Raw genomic sequence first — 21,760 nt, 5'->3', positions numbered from 1 at the left:
CTTCCATTTTCACGACCTCAGGCACACCTTTGCCACGCGGCTCGTCCAGAACGGGGTGGACCTCTACAAGGTCAAGGAACTCCTTGGTCACAAGACGCTCGCCATGACCACCCGCTATGCCCACCATTATCCGGAAAGTCTCCGTGGTAGCGTGGAGGTCCTCGATACCTGCTACAGTTTTGCTACAATGGAGAGCAAGGGGGCGCACCGGTGAGAAAGACCACGAATCATATCCCTATGGTGGAAGTTCCGCGGCCGCGAGACACACTGGACAAACAATTCAATTTGCAGGGTCCCGTCCGGGGCAAAACCCTGCCCCAGCAATACATGGCTGGTTTCCGAAAAGGTGCTTCCACAGGGACCTTCGGAGGGAATTGCTACAATTTTGCTACAATTTGCAGTTCCGAGATTGACACGCTCACAGAAAACGTAATAATATCAAGCACGCGAGAGTGGCGGAACTGGCAGACGCACTGGACTTAGGATCCAGCGGGTTAAACCATAGGGGTTCAAGTCCCCTCTCTCGCATTGTATTGATTATCAAGGCTTTCCGGTTTGTTCTCATCTTCCTAGCCGTGGTTCCTGAACTCGATTATGCCTGGATCAGGACCGACGCTGGTTTTCTTCCCTTCTCCATATCACGGATATACATTAGCGGGATGATTTTTTATCGTAAGGGTTTCCATTGGCTTTGCGGTGCCGGTGACACAGTGTTGTCACCCTTTCATGATATATACCAGGCTAGGTCAAGGGCTGACCAGTGCATCCCATCTGGGGGATTAATATGCCGGACGACATTGGAGAAAGACATCGCGCCATTGCAGCAGAGACCCTCTTCGCCGCTGTGCGGTTCTCCAAGGAGGCTGCGCCAAATTCCGAGATGAGGATCCGGGCGGTGACCGAACTGCGTGCCTACAGCAGGGAGCATGCGGTCGTCAGGGAGCACTTGCGGGAACTCCTTGCGGACGACGATATCTTCACCCGCATCCTCGCTGCCGAAGCCCTTTCGGTGGCCGGCGCGTATCCAAAAGAGGCGGTGCCCATTCTGCAGACGTTTTTGGACTATGCAAGGAGGGAGGGTCTGGTCGACCATTACCAGACGTGGCTTGCCATGTGCTTTCTTGCCCTCACGCACTACGGGACCAAGGCGGTCACTACCTTCCGCAGCGTCCTGTCCTACATCTATCTGCAGGACAACGTCAGACTGAAGCTTGGCGCCGTGGAGGTGATCGCCCGATTCGCAAAGACCTCGAAGGCGAGCAGGATCTTGCTCCGCGGCCTCTGCAAGAGCAAGATGCCCGAGGTGAGGAAACGGGCAGGGCACATCGTGGAGAGCAAGGAGTTCAGGGAATATATGGGAGAGAAAGGATGGATGGCATGGCTAGCCTTAACGTCTTCAGGGCGGTGATCGAGCCCGGGGGTGAGGAGAGACTCCTCATAGACGGAACTGAAGTATACCCGGGTTTCCATATCGACTGGCGTACCCTTGTTGAGAGCATAGTCAACGACGGAGATCACGACTTCTATGTCTGCAGCTGCGGTGAACCTGGATGTGCCGGGATTTTCGTTCCTCAGGAAGTAAGGTATGAAAACAACCTGATCATATGGAAAGTGGTCGAACCCAAGCCGGAAGGAGAATACTGCTTCGACAGGGACCAGTACCTCGATACCCTTTATGAGGCCTTTGTTAGGGCGGACGGTTTCAAACAGGGGGAACGGGAGGATTTCAACATCGGCCCGTTCGGGTTCTATCTGGATACTTTCACAAAATGCCTGGCAAGACTGGCACAATGGCGTGAAATGAGAAGACAAGCGACGTCATGGGAAAAGATCGAGAAAAAGCATCCCTACAGGGATAGACCGGAGGAACGATGAACACATGCAAGATACTTACAACGTCAATCCTGGAAAGTGACGGCCCCCTGTTTGATTTCCTGGTAATTGACGAACCTTTCCCAGAGGAAATACTTTGGCCGAGCCCCGAGATATACGAAAGATTCCAGTTCCTTCAATTCGGCGAATACATCATGGAGAACATATTCAGGTGCTTTCATGTACGGGATATCTTCGATTATTATGACCTGAGCTATTACCGCGGCGAGGAAGATCTCGGGATGCTGATCAAGAACCTCGAAAGCGAGATGGAAAGCTTCTGTGCCTTGTCTACGGTGGCCCAATTCCGGCAGAGATTCCCATACACCTTCGACTACTATCTTACGGATGGAACGGTGGATGACGATAGGACGCTGTTTGTGAATCAGAGCTGGAGCGATATCCGCGATGATCTGGTGAAGATCCTGACCTGTATCCGGGATAAGGCTGTGGATTGCATCAAGACAGGAAAGGTGCTCGCAATAGTTGGAATATAGATGAGACTTGAAAGGGGGAAACATGGCACACCTTGTCGAAAGCATGATGTATGTAGGAAAAGAACCCTGGCACGGTCTGGGAAGAAGAATACCGGAAGGAAAGAGGGTCAGTATTCGTGAAGCCATCGTTGCGGCGGGGCTCGATTGGGAGGTGGAACTCAGGCACCTCTTTACGGAGGATCGTCGCGGCGAAAGAATCGGCATAGTCGACCAATACGCCGTATGCCGGCAAAAGGATGACACCGTGCTTGGTGTCGTCGGCCCCGACTACACCCCATTGCAGAACAGGGAGGTATTCGCATGTTTTCAGCCCTTTCTTGATACGGGAGATGTGACCCTGGAGACCGCCGGAAGTCTGAAAGGCGGGAGCATGGTTTGGGTTCTGGCAAAGATCAGGGCCGGAGAGATGACGGTCGGTGATGCGGATGACATAGCCCATTACATCCTTCTTTCCACCGCCCACGACGGTTCTCTTGCGGTACGGGTGGGATTCACGCCTATCCGGGTGGTATGTAACAACACGCTCTGCCTTGCCCATGAATCGCAAGCCAGTAAGCTGCTGCGGGCAAGACATACCCCACGCCTTATTGAGAACCTTGAATACATTCGGAAGATCATGGATCTCGCCAAGAGAGATTTCTACGCCGCCATCGAGCAATACAGGCTACTCTTAAAGAGAAAGATCGACAGGAATAACCTCGAAAGATACATAGAAATCGTTTTCTCCCTTCCCGACAAGGGCGGCAAGGAACTCATACCGAACATCGCCTATCTTTTCGATCAGGGCAGAGGCAGCGACATGGCTGGCCACACTTACTGGGGTGCCTATAACGCGGTTACCGAGTACCTCAACTACTTCCGGGGGAAGAATCAGGACAATACCCTGGGCAGCCTCTGGTATGGTGACAGCTCCCAGGTGAGCAGAAGAGCGCTCGATGTGGCGATCAAGATGGCGGCTTAGGGGGAATGCTTAAAATGGGCCCTTTTTAGGTGATTTCCCTTGAATTTCCAAGGCTGAAGGGGTAAAAGGTTGATGGGATATCATTGGCGGTTAATGCCGCTACCCATTCTTCATTAAATAAGTGAGAAGCTCTCCAGTTATTTCAACGTAGGTTAACATCTGAGCCTTCACACGGGTTAGGGGGTCTCAATGAAGTACTACGGCAACATGCATTACTACCCCAGCAAAACTTTCATCCGCTTTGTTGATCTGAACGTCGGGTCGGCGGTTCGGACATCAGGTCGGGCGTCTGAATGATCCGACTTGAAGACCTTCAGCCCAATGCAGTAGTATGCGGTCTCCTTCCTTCCTGTCTGGTGACGGTAGTCAGCGTCCAGTGGTATGGGACGGAGGCACTTGAACTGACATATAAAACAGCGGCGGGCAAGGTCGCTAACGAACTTCTGTATCGCGATGATGAATCGCGGCTTGAGCTTGCAGAACAAGGTCGGCCATGGAGTTTCGATGGGGATGGTGCCCAGTTCCGCCTTGTCTCCGAGGCGCACCGTATCCGCCTTGCCTACCTTTTCGACCCCGTACTCGCCGTTCATACGTCGATTGTTGACCCACTGCCCCATCAGATCACGGCTGTATATGAGGCTATGCTCCCGCGGCAACCCTTGCGCTTCCTCCTTGCCGACGATCCGGGAGCAGGCAAGACCATCATGGCGGGCCTGCTTATCAAGGAACTAATTGCCCGTGGTGATCTTCAGCGCTGTCTCATCGTCTGCCCTGGCAGCCTCGCCGAACAGTGGCAGGACGAATTGTACCGCCGATTCCACCTACCCTTTGAGATTCTCACAAACGACAAACTCGAATCCGCACATACCGGAAACTGGTTCATTGAGACCAATCTGGTCATCGCCCGCCTTGACAAGCTCTCGCGTAATGAGGACGTGCAGCAAAAGCTCCGGGCACCGGATTGCCGCTGGGACCTTGTGGTCTGCGATGAGGCACACAAGATGTCGGCAACGGTCTTCGGCACTGAAACGAAGTACACAAAGCGGTATCGGCTCGGTCAGCTTCTTTCGACGCTCACACGGCACTTCCTTCTTATGACGGCGACACCACATAATGGCAAGGAGACTGACTTTCAGCTCTTCATGGCACTTCTCGATGGCGACCGTTTCGAGGGCCGTTTCCGTGATGGTGTCCATACAACCGACGTTTCTGACCTGATGCGCCGCATGGTGAAGGAGAGCCTGCTCAAGTTCGATGGCACACCGCTTTTCCCCGAACGTATCGCCTATACCGCACCCTATAAGCTCTCTGATGCGGAAGCCCAACTCTATAAGGCAGTCACCGACTACGTCCGAGAAGAGTTCAATCGCGCTGAGGCCCTTGAGAACGACAAGCGCGCAGGCACTGTCGGTTTTGCTCTCACCATTCTGCAGCGGAGGCTCGCTTCCTCCCCCGAGGCAATCTACCAGTCATTGAAGCGCCGCAGGGAACGCTTGGAGAAGAAGCTGCGCGAGATGGAAGTGCTCCATCGTGCAGGTCAGACCGCTCCATCGGTCCCTGCAAATGCATTTTCGGTCTTGGACGCGGAAGATGTTGAGGACCTAGAAGACGCACCCGATAACGAGGTTAAGGCCGCCGAGGAGGAGATTCTTGATCAGGCAACAGCCGCACGGTCCATCGCAGAGCTGAAGTCCGAGATCGAGACCCTCAGTGGCCTGGAAGCACTGGCCCTCGCTGTTCGACGAAGCGGCACGGATACCAAGTGGCGCGAGTTGGCAAGCCTTCTCAGCGCGATCTTCAGTACTACCACAGGCGACGGAACCGGATCGGCCATCACACAGAGCAATGGCAAGACACCGCGGCCCGTATCCTCACCCCACCAGAAGCTCGTTCTCTTTACCGAGCACCGCGACACACTGAACTATCTCGAAGCCCGGATTACCACCCTGCTTGGCCGAAAGGAATCTGTGGTCCTCATTCACGGGGGTATGGGCCGCGAGGAGCGCATGAAGATGCAGGAGTCGTTCAAGTACGACCCTGAGGTCCAGGTACTGCTGGCAACGGATGCCGCAGGTGAGGGTATCAACCTCCAGCGTGCTCACCTGATGGTGAACTATGACCTGCCGTGGAATCCTAACCGTCTCGAGCAGCGCTTTGGCCGTATCCACCGTATCGGACAGACCGAGGTATGCCACCTCTGGAACCTGGTGGCCGAAGAGACCCGCGAAGGCGATGTGTACCATAAGCTCCTCGATAAGTTGGAACAGGCCCGCCAGTCCCTCGGTGGACAGGTGTTCGACGTCCTTGGTAAGCTCCAGTTCGAGGGTATGCCGCTGCGTGATCTTCTGATCCAGGCGATCCGCTACGGTGACCAGCCCGAAGTTCGGGCCCGTCTGACAACGGTTGTGGAGAACGCACTCGATCGCGGCCAGCTCCAGACACTGCTCGAAGACCGCGCCCTTGTCCGGGATGCCATGGACGCAAGCGGTGTCAACCGGGTCCGTGAGGATATGGAACGCGCCGAGGCCCGCCGGTTGCAGCCTCACTATATCGAATCCTTTTTCCTCGAGGCCTTCCGCCTCCTGGGTGGATCGTCGAAAACTCGTGAGCCTCGCCGTTACGAGGTCAAACACGTGCCCGCCGCTGTGCGCAACCGTGATAGGCTGATTGGTGTCGGCGAACCTGTTTTGCCACGATATGAGCGCATAGCCTTCGAGAAGTCGCTGGTAGCCCCTCAGGGACAGGTGCTGGCAGCCTTTATCTGCCCGGGCCATCCACTGCTCGACTCGGTCATTGATCTGACCATTGAGCGCAACAGGGATCTCCTGAAGCGCGGTGCAGTGCTTGTGGACGAACGTGATACCGGCAGCCAGCCACGGGTGCTGTTCTATCTTGAACATACGATACAGGATGCCAGCCTCACCCGCTCCGGCGAACGCCGAATCATCTCCAAGAGGATGTTCTATATCGAACTCAACGCCGACGGTATGACGCGCCACGCCCACTATGCCCCCTACCTCGACTACCGGCCACTCGATGCGAGTGAACCGGATATAGAGACGCTCATTAACAGGCCCGAGTGTGTCTGGATCACCCGCGACCTCGAACCGAAGGCCCAGGGCCACGCAGTGGCGGACATCGTACCGGAACACCTGAAAGAGGTCCGGGAACACAGGCTCTCTCTCATTGCCAAGACCGAAGCAGCGGTAAAGGACCGTCTCACCAAGGAGATCACCTATTGGGACCACCGGGCCGAGGAGCTCAAGCTCCAGGAACAAGCGGGGAAACAAAATGACCGGCTCAACTCGGGAGAGGCCCGCAAGCGTGCAGATCTCCTGCAAGGACGTCTGCAGAAACGACTGGCGGACCTCAAACTGGAAGCCCAAATATCGCCCCTGCCGCCCGTGGTGCTAGGAGGCCTGTTAGTTGTGCCCATAGGCCTGCTGAAATCTATTAAGGGAGATACCGGCACGATAGCTGCGTCCCCGGCAGATACCCAGGCAGCGGCAGCGAAAGCCCGGGCAATCGTCATGGAGGTTGAGCGTAACTTGGGCTTCGAGCCGACAGACCGGGAGTTCGATAAGCTCGGTTACGATATTGAGAGCCGCGTAAGGGGAACCGGCAAGCTACGCTTTATCGAAGTAAAGGGCCGCGTCACGGGCGCGCCGACTGTCACCGTGACCCGCAATGAGATCCTGTACTCTCTCAATAAGCCCGACGATTATATTCTCGCCATCGTAGAGTTTCTCGACAGCGACTCTCACCGTGTCCATTATGTACGTCAGCCTTTCCAGAGGGAGCCGGACTTCGGGGTTACGAGCGTCAACTACGATTTCGCTGAGTTGTTGGCAAAAGCGGAAGAATCTCGATGAATGATGTACCTCAGTTCTTCGCGGAGATACGCCAGCGTGCTTCTCAACGCTGGGACCAATTGGAGGCAGATCCCGAGTTAGCGGGGCCCTGGCACCAGCTTTTCAAGCAAGTTCAAAGTCCGAGGCACATCCTGTCGGAGCTTCTTCAGAACGCTGATGATGCAAGAGCGACAGAAGCGTCAGTTCGTATTGAGGATCGCGTATTTATCTTCGAGCACAATGGTGATGATTTCACAAAAGAGCATTTTGCATCACTCTGCCGCTTTGGTTATTCCAACAAACGTTCTCTGCATACCATTGGTTTTCGTGGTATTGGGTTCAAAAGTACTTTCAGTCTCGGTGATACCGTCGAGCTTTATACGCCGACTCTTTCGGTTTCTTTTGATCGAAAAAGGTTTACCGAACCTAGATGGATGGATCAAGGCTACGAAACCAAAGGAAAAACATGGGTTCGTGTCACCATAAGCGATGAGCACCGTCAGAATGAGGTTGAGAAGAATCTTCAGGAATGGCTGGCAAGCCCATTGTCGCTTCTTTTCTTCAGGAATATTCGTTGCCTGCGTGTTGGGCCTCAAGAGGTACATTGGGGGAGCTTTGGCCCAGGTCCCGTTCCTGATACTGAATGGATAGCGCTGCACGATGGTCCAGATCGAGCATATCTCATCGCGCGATCCAAGGAGGAATATTTTCCAACCGACGCGCTTGCAGAAATTGCACAAGAACGGTTGCTTGGGGATGATCAGGGATCAGACTTTCCGCCCTGCAAGGTTGAAATTGTCCTTGGAATAAAGGGTCGCCTTTACGTCGTCCTACCCACTGGCGTGGAAACAAAGCTCCCTTTCGCCTGCAATGCACCATTTATCCAAGATCCAGCCCGCCTCAAGATCAAGGACGTGGAAACCTCGCCCACAAATAGGTGGCTTCTTAAACGGATTGGATCGCTGGCGGCATCCATCATGCTGCAATGGTTGGAACAGAATGACACAAGTCTTGTTGATAGATCTGAGGCCTATGGGTTTTTTCCTGATGTGGATCGTAACGATAATACCCTGGAGGGGGTGTGTGCTACAACCGTAGAAAAGACGTTCGATGCCGCAATAGAAGGGAAAGCTTTCCTACTGACAGATTTTGGAGATCTTACGCCAGCAGGTCAAAGCGTTATCATACCTGAAGTGTTGTTTGATGTTTGGCCCGCCGAGGAAGCATCTCTTCTTCTCGATGAAGCGGGCCGACCCCCACTCTCTCGGCACCTTTCAGGAATCAATAAGGAAAAGCTGGTTAACTGGAAACTCACCGAAGAGATAAATAGGGGCCATGTTCTCAGAACTCTCCAGAGAAAGCATTTGCCAAAACCAAAATCTTGGCATGCCTTGCTAAGACTCTGGGCCTATGTTTCACCTGTTATTGTTCAGTATAGTTTTGATGACGCAGACAGGAAGAAAGTCCGAATCATTCCCGTTCAGGGCAAGGACGTGCTTTATTCGGCCAATGAAGTCGTGCGTCTGGGAGAGAAGAAGCTACTGCAATCTGATATGGACTGGGATTTTCTCGCCGCGCACCTTTTGGTACTGAATCAAAATTGGCCTCGGTTTCTTGCAGAACGGTACCGCGATGCAGAGGAGCGTCAAGATAACAGCCTTCGAACCGATATTAACGCGGCTAATGCCATCCTCAAAGCAATCGACCTCGAACAAACGAGTGATGTTACAGCAACTATAGAACGGGTCGCAATGAAGTTTTTTGCCAAGGAACCAGTTTCATTGGGCGATTGCATTCGGTTCGCTCAGATCGCGGCTAAGCTTAATGCGAATACTGGCAAATTGTTCCGGTTTGTTACGCAGAATGGTACTCCCCATTCAACGGATCAAGTTTTGCTTTTCGATAATGATGGAACCTTGGAGACACTATTTCGCAAGAGCTGGCGCGAGGAACACTTGCTCCACAGTGATTATTCAAAATCTTACGATTCATGCAATCGGGATGAATGGATGCGGTGGATATATTCGGGTCGTGCACGACTCTATTCCTTCGTACTACCCATTCGGAAGTTCTCACACTACTGGAGCCGCAAACAGCTTGAGGTTGATCTTCGTAAACGTGGTTTGACTGACACTGTCCATTATGCGTATACATATGATAGTTTTAGGATTGAAGACTGGGATTTCGACAACAGTATTTGGGACCATTGGGTAGATTTGGCGACAAAGGATACGAATGTATGGAGCCAAGTTGGCGAACTAATTCTCACCCAATCGGTAAGATCAAAAGCACAGAGCGCTGAAGCTTACCAGAGAGCATCAAATGGCTACGAGCGCAGAATTGCCTCTGGTTTGCTCCCAACCTGGGTCCTGAGGCTGCGCGATGTCCCATGTCTGCCGGACACAAGGGGGTTCTACCGAAAACCAACCGACCTTCTACGACGAACACCGGAAACAGAGTCAGTCATCGACGTCGAAGCATTTATTCATAGTCGGTTGGACACAGAAGCCACCCGGCCGCTGCTCAAATTGCTCGGCGTCTCTGAGACGCCTACGAGTCCAGACCGTCTGCTGAACCGGCTAAGAGCACTGGCAATGGCAGACAAGCCACCTGTTCATGAGGTCGATAAATGGTATATCCGTCTTGATCAAATGATTGAGACCTGCTCTACGACTGCTCTTGCGGAAATTAAAAAGGTTTTCAGCGAAGAGGAGATCATACTTACCGAGAACTCGGGGTGGTCCAGAGTATCCGGCGTATTTTTGTCCTTAAACGAAGACGATGTGCCCGGTGCGGCGGTAATTCGGGACTCCGTCCGTGACCTGTCAATATGGGCAAAGGTCGGTGTTGCCGAGCGCCCCACGCCTGATATGGCCATCCAATGGTTAAAGGAATTGGATTCTGGAACTGTACTTTCCCAAGATGACGCCCGGCGTGTGAAAGCTTTGCTTCCGCGCCATTCTGAGCGTGTTTGGAGCGAGTGCAGTCACTGGCTCAACCTGGCGGGTGAATGGGTGCCAACTGGCACACTCGATTTTGCGCTGACCATGCAAACCTTGGTTCCTTGGAGTCACCTCCACGAGTGGGTAAAGCAGAAAACGGCTGATTTTCAGCGGCTACCGGTAGAAATAGCTGGAGCAGGCCCGTTCAACAGTCTGGTATCTCTCGCGAGTCAAATAGAAGATAGATTCAAGATCAGTCCATATTTTCTTAAGAATCCGGAACGCAAACCCTGGCTGAACCAGTTTGGCATCGATCTTCGCCGTATCGAGCTTGATGGCACAGCGGGAACGGTCCGTATCAAGGAGTTGGCTGCCGAATTGGCGGAGACCGATTGGCAGACCTCATCGGAACTTGAAATCGTTCCCTACGTTAACGGGATCCCGGCTGGAACCGCGAGGCGTGCCGAGGTTGTTTGGCTTAACAGGGTTCTTTATGTCGACATTCTTCCAAATGCCAAGCTGGCGCGTCTTGTCCCGGATACATTAGGAAAGATTTTTGGCCGGTCTGATGTCACGGCGGCCCTCAACTACTGTTTCAACAGGACACGTGAAGATGTGACAGAGTATCTCACGGAAAACTTCAAACTAGCACCGCGCGAGGCAACTGAGTCCTCGACCGGCGAATCCGTCTCAGAAGCAGAGGCGTATATTCCAACAGATACCGGTGAGCCCGTCCCACCTCCATCCGGTGAAACAGGCGTCGAACATGAAAGGATGAAAGACATCGGCGAAGCTGATGCTGTGTCTCAGTCCGAGAGTGAAGACGAGCATTCCCTTGAAGACAGTGGAGAGAATATAGGCGAGACGGACAGAAAAAACAGAACGCACTCTAAGGAAACACCTGGTTCCAAACCGGCAAAACCAAGCATCATCGAGCGTTTCGCACAAAGCCGTGGCTTCATAAAAGAAGGAGATGACCGGTTTTATCATGCTGACGGCAGTTGGATTGCCAAGACGCATGGTGATCATAGATTCCCATGGGCTAGACGAACAAGCACTGGTGAACTTGTTTGTTACTACTGGTCAAGAGATCACTGTCTGGAGCAGGGACCGCTTCAGGTAGAGGCAGACATATGGGGAATGGTGGACAACCATCCTAAAACCCATGCATTTATTCTTTCAGACAGGCAAGGCAATCCCAAGGAGATAACGGGCGACCGACTGCGATCCATGTGCACTGACGGCAAGATTGCTCTTTACCCGGCAACATACAGGTTGGTATATAGAAATGACGATGAAGAATAATCCTAAGAAAAAGCTCATCGAGGTCGCACTTCCACTAGATGCAATAAACAAGGCCTCTGCACGGGAAAAATCTATCCGCCATGGCCATCCATCCACCTTGCATCTGTGGTGGGCGCGGAGGCCCTTGGCGGCGGCGCGGGCGGTGATCTTTGCGCAGATGGTGGACGACCCGTCCGGATACATAGAAACCCTCATGAGTGATCCGAACAAGAAACGGGTGGCTACCAAGGAACTCAGCAAACGAAAAAGTGCTTGGGAAGAGCGCAAGCTCAGATATGATGAGGCCCGTCCGCAAGACGATCAATCAGCGCCTGATCCGGGCCCGGAACCCACGCTTGAGGGGTGTATCGCGGATATCGAACGGGAACGGTTGTTCCGTATCATAGAGGACCTCGTCTTGTGGGAGAACACCACCAACGAAGGAGTACTGCAGAGAGCCCGTGATGAGATCTGGCAGAGTTGGCGACGGGCCTGTGCGGAAAATGCTGACCACCCGAGAGCAAAGGAGTTATTCGACCGTTATAAGTTACCCGCTTTCCACGACCCTTTTGCCGGAGGCGGAGCGCTGCCGCTTGAGGCACAGCGACTCGGACTGGAGAGTTACGCAAGTGATCTCAACCCGGTGGCCGTGCTGATCAACAAGGCGATGATTGAGATACCACCAAGGTTTGTCGGTAAACCGCCGGTAAACCCGGAGGCGAGAAGGGATAAAGAGCTTTTCAATAAGACATGGAATGGTGCCCATGGTCTCGCGGAAGACGTGCGCTACTATGGAAAATTGATGCACGACGAGGCCGAAAAACGTATCGGTGATCTTTACCCCAAAATTGAGGTAACGGCTCAGATGGCGAAGGAACGACCGGATCTGAAGAGATATGTGGGTAAGAGACTCACTGTCATCGCATGGCTCTGGGCACGTACGGTGAAGAGTCCCAATCCCGCTTTTTCCAATGTAGATGTGCCACTGGCTTCTACCTTTATGCTATCCACCAAGACGGGTAAAGAGGCCTACGTCGAACCAGTGATCGAGAACGGAGGATACCGCTTTGCGGTGAAGGTAGGTAAACCGAAGGATCTAGACACAGTGAAGAACGGTACTAAGCTAGGGCGAGGTGCGAACTTCAAATGCCTGATGTCACGGGTGCCAATGTCATCGGATTACATCTATTCCGAGGCTAACGGCGGTGGCATGGGAGCACGCCTAATGGCAATCGTTGTCAAGGGTAAACGCGCTCGGGTCTATATCGCGCCGATACCTGAAATGGAAGACATCTTGCTGAAGGCAAAACCAACATGGATGCCTGAAGTCCCAATGCCGGCAAACCCGCGTTGGTTTTCGCCGCCGCTCTACGGCCTAAAGACGTACGGTGACCTCTTCACTCCTCGCCAACTCGTGGCGCTTACAACCTTCTCCGACCTAGTGCGAGAGGTGCGTGAGCAAATTGGACTTGATGCTGTCGCCGCTGGCTTACCGGACGATCACGTGCCCTTACGCGATGGGGGCCGGGGTGGTGCCGCGTACGCGGAAGCAGTAAGTACTTACCTTGCCCTCACCGTTAGCAGACAAGCCAATCGCACTTGCACAATTTCATTTTGGGATAACACAAGCCAAAAAATCCAGCAAGCCTTTGGCAGACAGGCGCTACCGATGACTTGGGATTTTTGTGAGTCCAATCCGTTCAGCGATTCAAGTGGTAATTGGCTCGGTCAACTGAAGTTCCCGGCAGAATGCGTCGACGTGTCACTTACCCGAGTACCCGGGTTCGCTCTCCAGCAAGATGCCCAGCAACAGATATTTTCGACCGATAAAATCGTATCAACGGATCCTCCCTATTATGACAATATCGGCTATGCTGATTTGTCGGACTTCTTCTATATCTGGCTACGTCGCTCGCTGCACGATGTCTTTCCCGACATGTTTGCTACTGTTGCCGTGCCGAAGGCGGAGGAACTGGTCGCCACGCCGTACCGCCATGGTAGCAAAGAAAAGGCTGAGACCTTTTTTCTAAATGGTATGACAAAGGCAATGCACCGGCTTGCTGAGCAGTGTCACCCAGCCTTTCCTGTCACCATTTATTACGCCTTTAAGCAGTCTGAGAATGATGGTGTGAACGGTGTCACAAGTACCGGTTGGGAGACATTTATTGATGCAGTGATTCGGGCCGGCTTTGCTATTACGGGTACATGGCCGATACGGACGGAGTTGACGGGAAACCTCAAGAAAAAGGTAAGCGCCCTTGCCTCAAGCATCATTCTCGTCTGCCATAAACGCATGGTAGATGCGCCTACAGCCACCCGTCGCGACTTAATCTCCACGCTTAAATCAGAACTCCCCGAAGCCCTTGCTCATCTCCAGCGTGGCAATATTGCTCCGGTGGATTTGGCACAAGCAGCCATCGGACCAGGCATGGCGGTCTACACTCAGTATTCAAGAGTACTCGACGCAGAGGGTAAGCCTCTCACTGTGCGCGAGGCACTGGCTTTAATCAATCAGACCCTCGACGAAGTACTGGCCGAGCAAGAAGGTGATTTCGACGCTGACAGCCGCTGGGCCTTGGCGTGGTTCGAGCAGTCGGGATTTGCCGAGGGTGAGTATGGCGTTGCCGAGACACTTTCTAAAGCCAAGAACACGAGCATACGAAGCATGGCTCAGGATGGCATCCTTACCGCGAAAGGTGGTAAGGTGCAGTTGTTAAGATCCAATGAACTCTCTGTCGACTGGAACCCAGCGAATGACCAGCGAATAACAGCTTGGGAGATGGTACATCAGCTCATACAAGCGCTCGAATCTGGCGGCGAACCTGCGGCAGCAACCCTAGTTGCAAGGCTGGGGTCGAAGGCCGAGATTGCTCGCGAGTTGGCCTATCGGTTATACATAATATGCGAGCGCAAGAAGCGGACAGCCGAGGCGCTCTCCTACAACGGTCTTGTTCAAAGTTGGCCGGAGATCAGCCGTTTGGCACGTGATTCCGACAGCTCCTCGGGAACACAAGGCCCACTATTTGAAAGGAACGAGGAATAGTCTATGGCCATGACCAATTATGATCGTGCAGGTAAAGCACTTAGTCTGTTGAAGGATGGCCTGCGACCTTTTGTCGAACGAGAAATGAAAGTACAGTATCAGCAGGGTTGGCTTGAAGAGGTAAAAACGTATCTCCCTCCGCAACAGATGGGTCTTGCCGGGATGAAGATCGACCCCTTAGGGGATATCGCCACAATTTTTCTCGTAATGTGGAACCAATGGAACTCGGTCTTTCGCAAGACCCTCGGACAGACTGAGCGAACGTTGGTAAGCGAATTACGTGACTACCGCAACAGATGGGCACACCAGGAGTCCTTTTCCAGTGACGATACTTATCGCGTTCTAGATTCAGCAGGACGCCTCCTAAACGCCGTATCCGCGCCACAGGGCGAAGAGATAGAAAAGATGAAGATGGAACTCCTGAGGCTGCGCTTCGATGAGCAGGTACGCGGTGAGAAGCGAAAGAGCGCAGGCACCGCCATCGAGAGTGCGGCAACAGGCAATCTCAAGCCTTGGCGTGAAGTGGTCAACCCCCACAAGGATGTAGCCAGCGGACGATACCAGCAGGCCGAATTTGCTGCCGATCTCTGGCAGGTCCATCTGGGCGAGGGTACGGACGAGTACCGGGACCCAGCAGAGTTCTTCCGCCGTACCTATCTCACTGAGAGTCTGCAAAGGATGCTCGTTGGCGCCGTCCTGCGCCTCTCCGGAAAGGGCAGTGACCCGGTGGTGCAACTCCAAACCAACTTTGGCGGCGGTAAGACGCACTCCATGCTGGCACTTTACCACCTATTCTCCGGTATCTCTCCCACGGGACTCTCTGGTATCGACGCGGTCATGCAGGAAGCCAGTGCAAATACATTGCCGTCCGTCCGACGCGTCGTGCTAGTTGGCAACAAGATCTCCCCGGGCAACCCCGTCATAAAGCAGGACGGTACTGTGGTGCGTACACTCTGGGGAGAGCTTGCCTGGCAGCTCGGCGGCAGGAAGGCCTATAACCGCATTGCCGCAGACGACGAAAAAGCCACCAGCCCCGGTGATGTCCTGCGCGAACTGTTCATCGAGTACGGGCCGTGCCTTATCCTGATTGACGAATGGGTAGCCTATGCCCGCCAACTCCACGACCAGAGCGATCTTCCCGCGGGCAGCTTCGAGACACAGTTCACCTTTGCCCAAGTGCTCACAGAATCGACGAAGCTCGCCAACAATTGTCTTCTCATAATCAGCCTTCCGGCCTCAGACACCTCGGGATCGCCGCACGCGCAGGCAGACGATGCGGAGGTAGGCGGCCAGCGTGGTCGTGAGGCACTTGACCGGCTCCGCAACGTCGTGGGGAGAGTGGAGTCTTCGTGGCGTCCAGCCAGTGCCGAGGAAGGTTTTGAAATTGTCAGGCGGCGACTGTTCGAGCCCATGTCTGATCCGGCACAGTTCAAGGACCGCGACGTGGTAGCCCGGGCTTTCGCAGACCTCTACCGGACGCAGCAGGCCGAGTTCCCACCAGAGTGCCGCGACGCAGACTACGAGAAACGCATCAAAGCGGCCTACCCGATCCATCCCGAGATCTTTGACCGGCTCTATACCGATTGGTCGACTCTGGCAAAGTTCCAGCGCACGCGGGGGGTGTTGCGGCTCATGGCGGCGGTGATCCACAGCTTATGGGAAAAGGGAGACAAGAATCCGCTCATCTTGCCGGCCAACATCTCCATCGATGACACGCGGGTCCAGTTTGAGTTGACACGTTACCTTTCTGACAACTGGGTACCGGTAATTGAAAAGGACGTCGACGGTCCGAACTCCCTGCCGTTGAGGCTGGATGGCGAGTTACCGAACCTCGGTAAGTTCGCTGCCTGCAGGCGCGTGGCCCGTGCCATCTACATGGGATCTGCCCCCCTCACATCTGCTGCACACCGTGGACTTGAAGATCGGCAGGTGAAGCTAGGTTGCGTGATGCCGGGTGAATCACCAGCAATATTCGGAGATGCCCTCCGAAGGCTTGCCGGTTCGGCCACCTTTCTCTACCAGGATGGCCCACGGTACTGGTACTCAACTCAACCTACGGTCACCAAGCTCGCCGAAGATCGTGCCGAGCAACTAAGGCGTGATCCCGACAAGGTCGTACAGGAGTTGGATGGGCGCCTACGGAAGGACCTGGAGCGTAAGGGGGACTTTAACCGAATCCACCCCATGCCGCAGTCGGGGCAGGACGTGCCCGATGATCTCGACACACGGTTGGTCGTGCTGGGGGTCGATCACCCCTACACCAAGGAACCAGGAAACCCGGCCGAATCTGCGGCGAAAGCGATACTTGAGTCCCGCGGCAACGCACCCCGGCTGTATCGCAATACCCTTGTATTCTTGGCAGCCGACAAGACACGCTTGCAGGACCTTGACGAGGCAGTTCGGAGATACATTGCATGGGAGTCGATCCTCACAGAAAAAGTCACACTCAATCTCGACCCGCAACAGGTCAAACAGGCCGAGACCCAGAAGGCGGCGGCTGATGGTGCCGTGACAGCACGCCTGCCGGAAACATACCAGTGGCTTCTGGCACCAACACAGAAGACGCCGCAGGTGGCGGTAGAGTGGCAGGCCGTGAGGCTTTCAGGCCAAGATGCGCTTGCCGTTAGGGCAAGCAAGAAGCTCAAGAACGATGAATTACTTATCACCAGTTTTGGCGCCACGCGGCTGCGAATGGAACTGGATAAAATACCCCTGTGGCGCGGGGACCATGTGACGATAAAGCAACTTGTCGAAGACTTTGCTCGCTATGTCTACCTCCCTCGGCTCAAGGACCCATCGGTCCTGCTCGGTGCCGTTACCGATGGTTTGGGCCTAATGTTGTGGTACCATGATTCTTTTGCCTATGCCGAAGGCTTCGACGAAACCGCCGGTCGCTACCTCGGCCTGCGCGGCGGGCAACCCGTAAACCTTGCAGACGGCAACGTCCCAGGACTGCTCGTTAAACCAGATATAGCCTTAAAACAGATCAATGATGAGAAACCGACCGAAGGTGGTCAACCCGCTGATCCTACTGCCGGCGGCGAAGGGCCTATGAAGCCCGAAGGGGACACTGGTCCTACCGGCACACCTCCGGGCGAGCCTGTGGTTCCAAATGTAAAACGCTTCCATGGCACGGTCACCCTCGATGCTACCCGTGTCGGTAGAGATGCCAGTCGCATCGCCGATGAGGTCATAGCGCACCTCTCCGGTTTGGTTGGCGCCAAAGTAACGGTTACGCTCGAGGTGGAGGCCGAGGTGCCGGCAGGTGTACCGGACAATGTGGTCCGTACGGTCACTGAGAATAGCCGAACATTGAAATTCACGAGCCAGGGATTTGAGAAAGAATAACAGATTAATGCAATTGTCACACATACGAAATTATCAAGAGGAGGTTGGCTCAATGTCTTTAGAGACCGAAATAATAGAAGCTAGGAAGACCATATTTACAGATGGTTACGATATGTCTTTTGGTGAAGTAATGAATCTGTATAAGGATAAAGAACTAATCATAAATCCAGATTTTCAACGTCTTTTCCGTTGGGATATTTCTCGAAAGACTCGGTTTGTAGAATCTCTTTTACTCGGAATTCCTATTCCTCCCATTTTTGTTTTTCAAAACGAGGACGGAGTCTGGGAGCTTATTGACGGGCTTCAGCGGCTATCTACCGTTTTTGAATTTGCTGGAGTCTTGTGGGACGCTGACGGAAATTTAAAGGCGCCTTCCGTTTTAGAAGGGACGAAGTACCTTCCCGATCTCAGTAATAGACGGTGGGAACAATCTACCCAAGAGAAAGATGATAGTATTGGAAAGAATCAACAATTGCAAATTAAGCGTGCACGAATACGGGTTGAAATTCTCAAACAGGGAAGTGATCCTAAAGCTAAATATGAGCTATTTCAAAGACTTAATACTGGTGGCGCCGAGCTGTCGGAACAGGAAGTGCGAAATTGTATAGCTGTTATGCTTAATAAAACATTTTATAGCTGGCTTCTTAATTGCGCCGCGAATGAAAATTTCTTGAAAACTATTGATCAAACAGAGACGGCAAAAAATAAACAGGCAGCAGTGGAATTGGCTTTACGATTCTTTGCGTTTCGCAATGTTCCCTATCAGCCTGGATTGGATGTCCACGAATACCTAGATGACGCGATGATTAAAATGGCTACAAACGAAGCTTTTCCGGCTGATGCGGAGAAGAATGTGTTTGAACGCACATTCAAAAATTTGCGTAGGGCAATGGGTAATAAAGCGTTCAAAAAATGGGATAGGGATGATTTCCGCGGTATGTTTCTAATGTCTGTTTTTGAAGTAATTGCAACAGGTGTATCAAAGAACCTCGATGACTTGGAACAGCTCGAAGTGGAAGAACAGAAAGCCTTAATTCTAACGAAGGCTAAAGACCTGTGGAACAATCCCATTTTTAAAGAAAACTCTGGTGCCGGTATCCGAGGTACTACGAGGCTAACCAGGCTCCTTCCTATGGCTGAGGAGTTCTTCCAGCAATGAACAAGATCAGAAACCTCTCGATGCTCCAAGATTATCTTGATGGTGAGTTTTCTTGGCGAATTAAAGAGATAGCTAATTTAAAACTATCAATCTGTGGAATTGAACGAAAGATCATTATCAAAACGCTTATACGGCCTGCGATTCCCCTTCTTTATGCTCATTGGGAAGGCTTTGTAAAGAATGCCTCGATGAGTTATGTTAATTTTGTAGATTGCCAAGGCCTTCGTTACAGCGAGCTTTCGTATTGTTTTGTTGTTTTCGGTCTGAAGAAAAAGCTTAGTGAAGTGGCCCAATCAAAAAAATCACATATTAATGTTGCGGCGATAGAATTCTTGTTGTCTGAACTCAGTAGTAGAGCTCAATTAAAGATTGAAAGTGCTATTAACACAGAATCGAATCTAAACTCAAAAGTATTTGCGAATATCGCTCTTTCAATTGGAATAGACCCTGCAGCATATGAGACCAGGTACAACCTTATAGATGAAAGCCTTCTTGGAAGACGGAATAACATTGCTCATGGAGAGTATCTTGATCTGTCTGCAGGTGAATTAAGGAATCTGGCAGAGGAAATCATCGGTTTGCTTCGTCAATACAAGACCGATATAGAGAATGCGGCCGCAATGAACAAGTTTAAAAGAGATACCCCTGACTGCATGACCGGTTTGGTTATGATAACCTAAAACTGACCCACCTGACGGGCAAATGAGCACCGAAAAATGACCCACCCCCAGAACGATCTCTGGTAAGTTGGTCTGACAAGACCGACTTACCAGAGGGAAAGGGTGGTAACGATGGATCAGTACGAGTACAATGGCAATTTAGAGAGCATAAATGACTTTATTTTCAACCTTATATGTATTATATACATATAAACAATATGAATTCACATCCAAGGTTCGTAATAAATAAGACGGAAGAATTTATTCACCTTTCGCGTGCTCCAATAACTGAGGCAGTGATTGAGATCCGAGTTGTTCTGGAATCTCCATGGGATGAAAACCAGGTAGAAAGTCAACTTAAAGAAAGACTTCCTGAATATCCAGTCTTTACATCGCAAAAGGAATTCAAACAGGAATTCCAATTTGGCGTTTCATCGGAAGCGCCAGCCAAGCAGACATTTAAGGATATGGGATTAAAGGGGTTTCGCTTCAAGTCTGAAGACAACCACCATATTGCTCAGTTTAACAGAGATGGATTTGTTTTTAGCAGACTTCAACCGTATGCTGACTGGCAAGAATTTATTACCGAAGCACTTCGGTTATGGCAAATATACTCTGAGTTAACAAGACCACGCAAAGCGCTAAGGATTGGTCTTCGCTTCATCAACCGTTTGGCATGTCCTCTGGATAGTTTTGAGCTAACTGACTATCTTAGAATTGTTCCTGTCCCTCCCATTGGTTTGGACGTACCTTTTGCAGGTTTTTTGCATCATGAGACTCTAACGATACCAGAACACCCATATTTGATTAAAATCGTCAAAACAACACAACCACCGCAGGGACCCGAGGGGAAAGACGTAGGGTTAATAATTGATATCGATGTACTTAGAAACGATACATTTGATGCCAGTAGCGAGATAATAAAGGGATATCTGGAAGAGATGCGTTGGTTAAAAAATAAAGCATTTTTTGGATCCATAACGGATAGCTTGATGGAGGTTTTAAGATGACCATTGCCAGAGCTTCTTTTTGTGCCATGGATGCTTTAAACGAGAGTTCCTTGGGTTTCAGTGATACAGCAAGTATCCTCAGGTGGTTAAATGATGACCTTTGTGAATACTTAAGGGAACCGGTGTCCTTGGGATTGCAGCCTTTCGACGTTTTCAACGAACTCTTTGAACTGGCCGAAGAATGTGCTGAAGAGGGCTGGGATGGAGAAAATGCAAAACCTGTGACCAAAGCGGTTTTTGATGAAGGATTTCGTTTCCTTAGATCATTGCCTCTTCATACTGTTGTTCCTTCAGTCAGCGCAGAACCAGACGGACATATTGTATTTGAATGGTATCGTTCAACGTCGAGAGTGTTATCTGTAAGCATCGACTCTGAAGGCTTTCTTCATTATGCGGCCATAATCGGGTCACGGAAGGCTTATGGCACCGAACCCTTCACGGTTGGAATGCCTGAACCCATCATAGGTCTAATAGGGCAGGTTGTGCGGTAATGGCAAATGGTACAGTACCAGAAGAAATATCAGATACTGAAGAATTAGCCCGTTTTGTAGTGTTCAATAATTGGATACGCAACGATAATACTGTCAAACCAGAAGCATTCATGCCACACCCATATCTCGATTTGTCTGTGACACGACGTATAGGTTTATCTGGAGAAGAACTTTGGACTATTGGGAGAGCAGTAGCGGCAAAACGATCACGTCCGCTCCATGGGAGTGCCGATATAATTGTAGCCGTGGTTAAGAGCCAAGAACTTTTGGTGCAGTCGGCGCCTGTGGCTGAGAACTTAAATCATGCAAATGTCAAAGGATGGCCTACAAGTAAACCTGAACAAAAAATGAAGGCCCTCGAAATTGCAAACACAGCTATTTTCTCACGTTATACAACCTGAAAACCTTTAAGAGAAACACCCTATAATGCCTTATTGTGCACTTTCTCTGCGTCCATTTGAAATAACAAGAGGTAACGAAACTTATCTTGCGATTGTAACTATTTTGTAACCAATGACTGTCGAGGACCATGGTATATCCCCACTAAATGCCCTTTAGGGCCAAGGTAATTCCCCACCACCGGGGCCAAGGTAATTCCCCACTTGGCGGGGCCAGGTTAATTCCCCACTTTTTTGCCGGATGT

General features: G+C 51.8%; 14 protein-coding genes and 1 tRNA gene. All 15 read left to right on the top strand.

Annotated features, from left to right (window positions below):
• The coding region (locus PHC90_11070; GenBank protein ID MDD3846885.1) for a tyrosine-type recombinase/integrase at positions 1-214 on the top strand (214 nt) is incomplete at its 5' end.
• Positions 215-446: 232 nt separating this feature from the next.
• Positions 447-528 (top strand) — tRNA-Leu (locus PHC90_11065).
• A 256-nt stretch (positions 529-784) separates the two neighbouring features.
• Positions 785-1,408, top strand: a complete 624-nt coding sequence (locus tag PHC90_11060) for a hypothetical protein (GenBank protein ID MDD3846884.1) — start codon at positions 785-787, stop codon at positions 1,406-1,408.
• Complete coding sequence (locus PHC90_11055) at positions 1,378-1,875, top strand: hypothetical protein (protein ID MDD3846883.1); 498 nt, start codon at positions 1,378-1,380, stop codon at positions 1,873-1,875. The genes PHC90_11060 and PHC90_11055 overlap by 31 nt, the downstream gene beginning before the upstream one ends.
• Positions 1,872-2,369 (top strand): hypothetical protein, encoded by a 498-nt coding sequence (locus PHC90_11050; GenBank protein ID MDD3846882.1) that lies wholly within the window; start codon positions 1,872-1,874, stop codon positions 2,367-2,369. The genes PHC90_11055 and PHC90_11050 overlap by 4 nt, the downstream gene beginning before the upstream one ends.
• A gap of 22 nt (positions 2,370-2,391) precedes the next feature.
• Positions 2,392-3,330, top strand: coding sequence for a DUF932 domain-containing protein (locus PHC90_11045; protein MDD3846881.1), 939 nt, complete (start codon positions 2,392-2,394; stop codon positions 3,328-3,330).
• Between the two features lie 293 nt (positions 3,331-3,623).
• Positions 3,624-7,202, top strand: coding sequence for a helicase-related protein (locus PHC90_11040; GenBank protein ID MDD3846880.1), 3,579 nt, complete (start codon positions 3,624-3,626; stop codon positions 7,200-7,202).
• Positions 7,199-11,428, top strand: a complete 4,230-nt coding sequence (locus PHC90_11035) for an ATP-binding protein (protein MDD3846879.1) — start codon at positions 7,199-7,201, stop codon at positions 11,426-11,428. The genes PHC90_11040 and PHC90_11035 overlap by 4 nt, the downstream gene beginning before the upstream one ends.
• A complete protein-coding gene (locus PHC90_11030; GenBank protein ID MDD3846878.1) occupies positions 11,412-14,450 on the top strand; it encodes a DUF1156 domain-containing protein in 3,039 nt (1,012 codons plus the stop codon). Before PHC90_11035 ends, PHC90_11030 begins: the two co-directional genes overlap by 17 nt.
• A gap of 3 nt (positions 14,451-14,453) precedes the next feature.
• A complete protein-coding gene (locus PHC90_11025; GenBank protein MDD3846877.1) occupies positions 14,454-17,798 on the top strand; it encodes a Swt1 family HEPN domain-containing protein in 3,345 nt (1,114 codons plus the stop codon).
• Between the two features lie 52 nt (positions 17,799-17,850).
• Positions 17,851-18,957: a DUF262 domain-containing protein gene (locus PHC90_11020; protein ID MDD3846876.1), complete on the top strand. Its 1,107-nt coding sequence runs from the start codon at positions 17,851-17,853 to the stop codon at positions 18,955-18,957.
• On the top strand, positions 18,954-19,637 hold the full coding sequence (locus PHC90_11015) for an MAE_28990/MAE_18760 family HEPN-like nuclease (protein ID MDD3846875.1): 684 nt from the start codon (positions 18,954-18,956) through the stop codon (positions 19,635-19,637). The genes PHC90_11020 and PHC90_11015 overlap by 4 nt, the downstream gene beginning before the upstream one ends.
• A gap of 197 nt (positions 19,638-19,834) precedes the next feature.
• Complete coding sequence (locus PHC90_11010) at positions 19,835-20,626, top strand: TIGR04255 family protein (protein ID MDD3846874.1); 792 nt, start codon at positions 19,835-19,837, stop codon at positions 20,624-20,626.
• Positions 20,623-21,117: a hypothetical protein gene (locus PHC90_11005; protein ID MDD3846873.1), complete on the top strand. Its 495-nt coding sequence runs from the start codon at positions 20,623-20,625 to the stop codon at positions 21,115-21,117. The genes PHC90_11010 and PHC90_11005 overlap by 4 nt, the downstream gene beginning before the upstream one ends.
• Positions 21,117-21,518, top strand: a complete 402-nt coding sequence (locus tag PHC90_11000) for a hypothetical protein (GenBank protein ID MDD3846872.1) — start codon at positions 21,117-21,119, stop codon at positions 21,516-21,518. The genes PHC90_11005 and PHC90_11000 overlap by 1 nt, the downstream gene beginning before the upstream one ends.
• Positions 21,519-21,760: the final 242 nt, after the last annotated feature.

Source organism: Syntrophorhabdaceae bacterium (assembly GCA_028698615.1).
Classification (GTDB): domain Bacteria; phylum Desulfobacterota; class Syntrophorhabdia; order Syntrophorhabdales; family Syntrophorhabdaceae; genus Delta-02.
The sequence above is the reverse complement of the archived record's forward strand: the minus strand, read 5'-3'. Positions and strand labels throughout refer to the sequence as shown.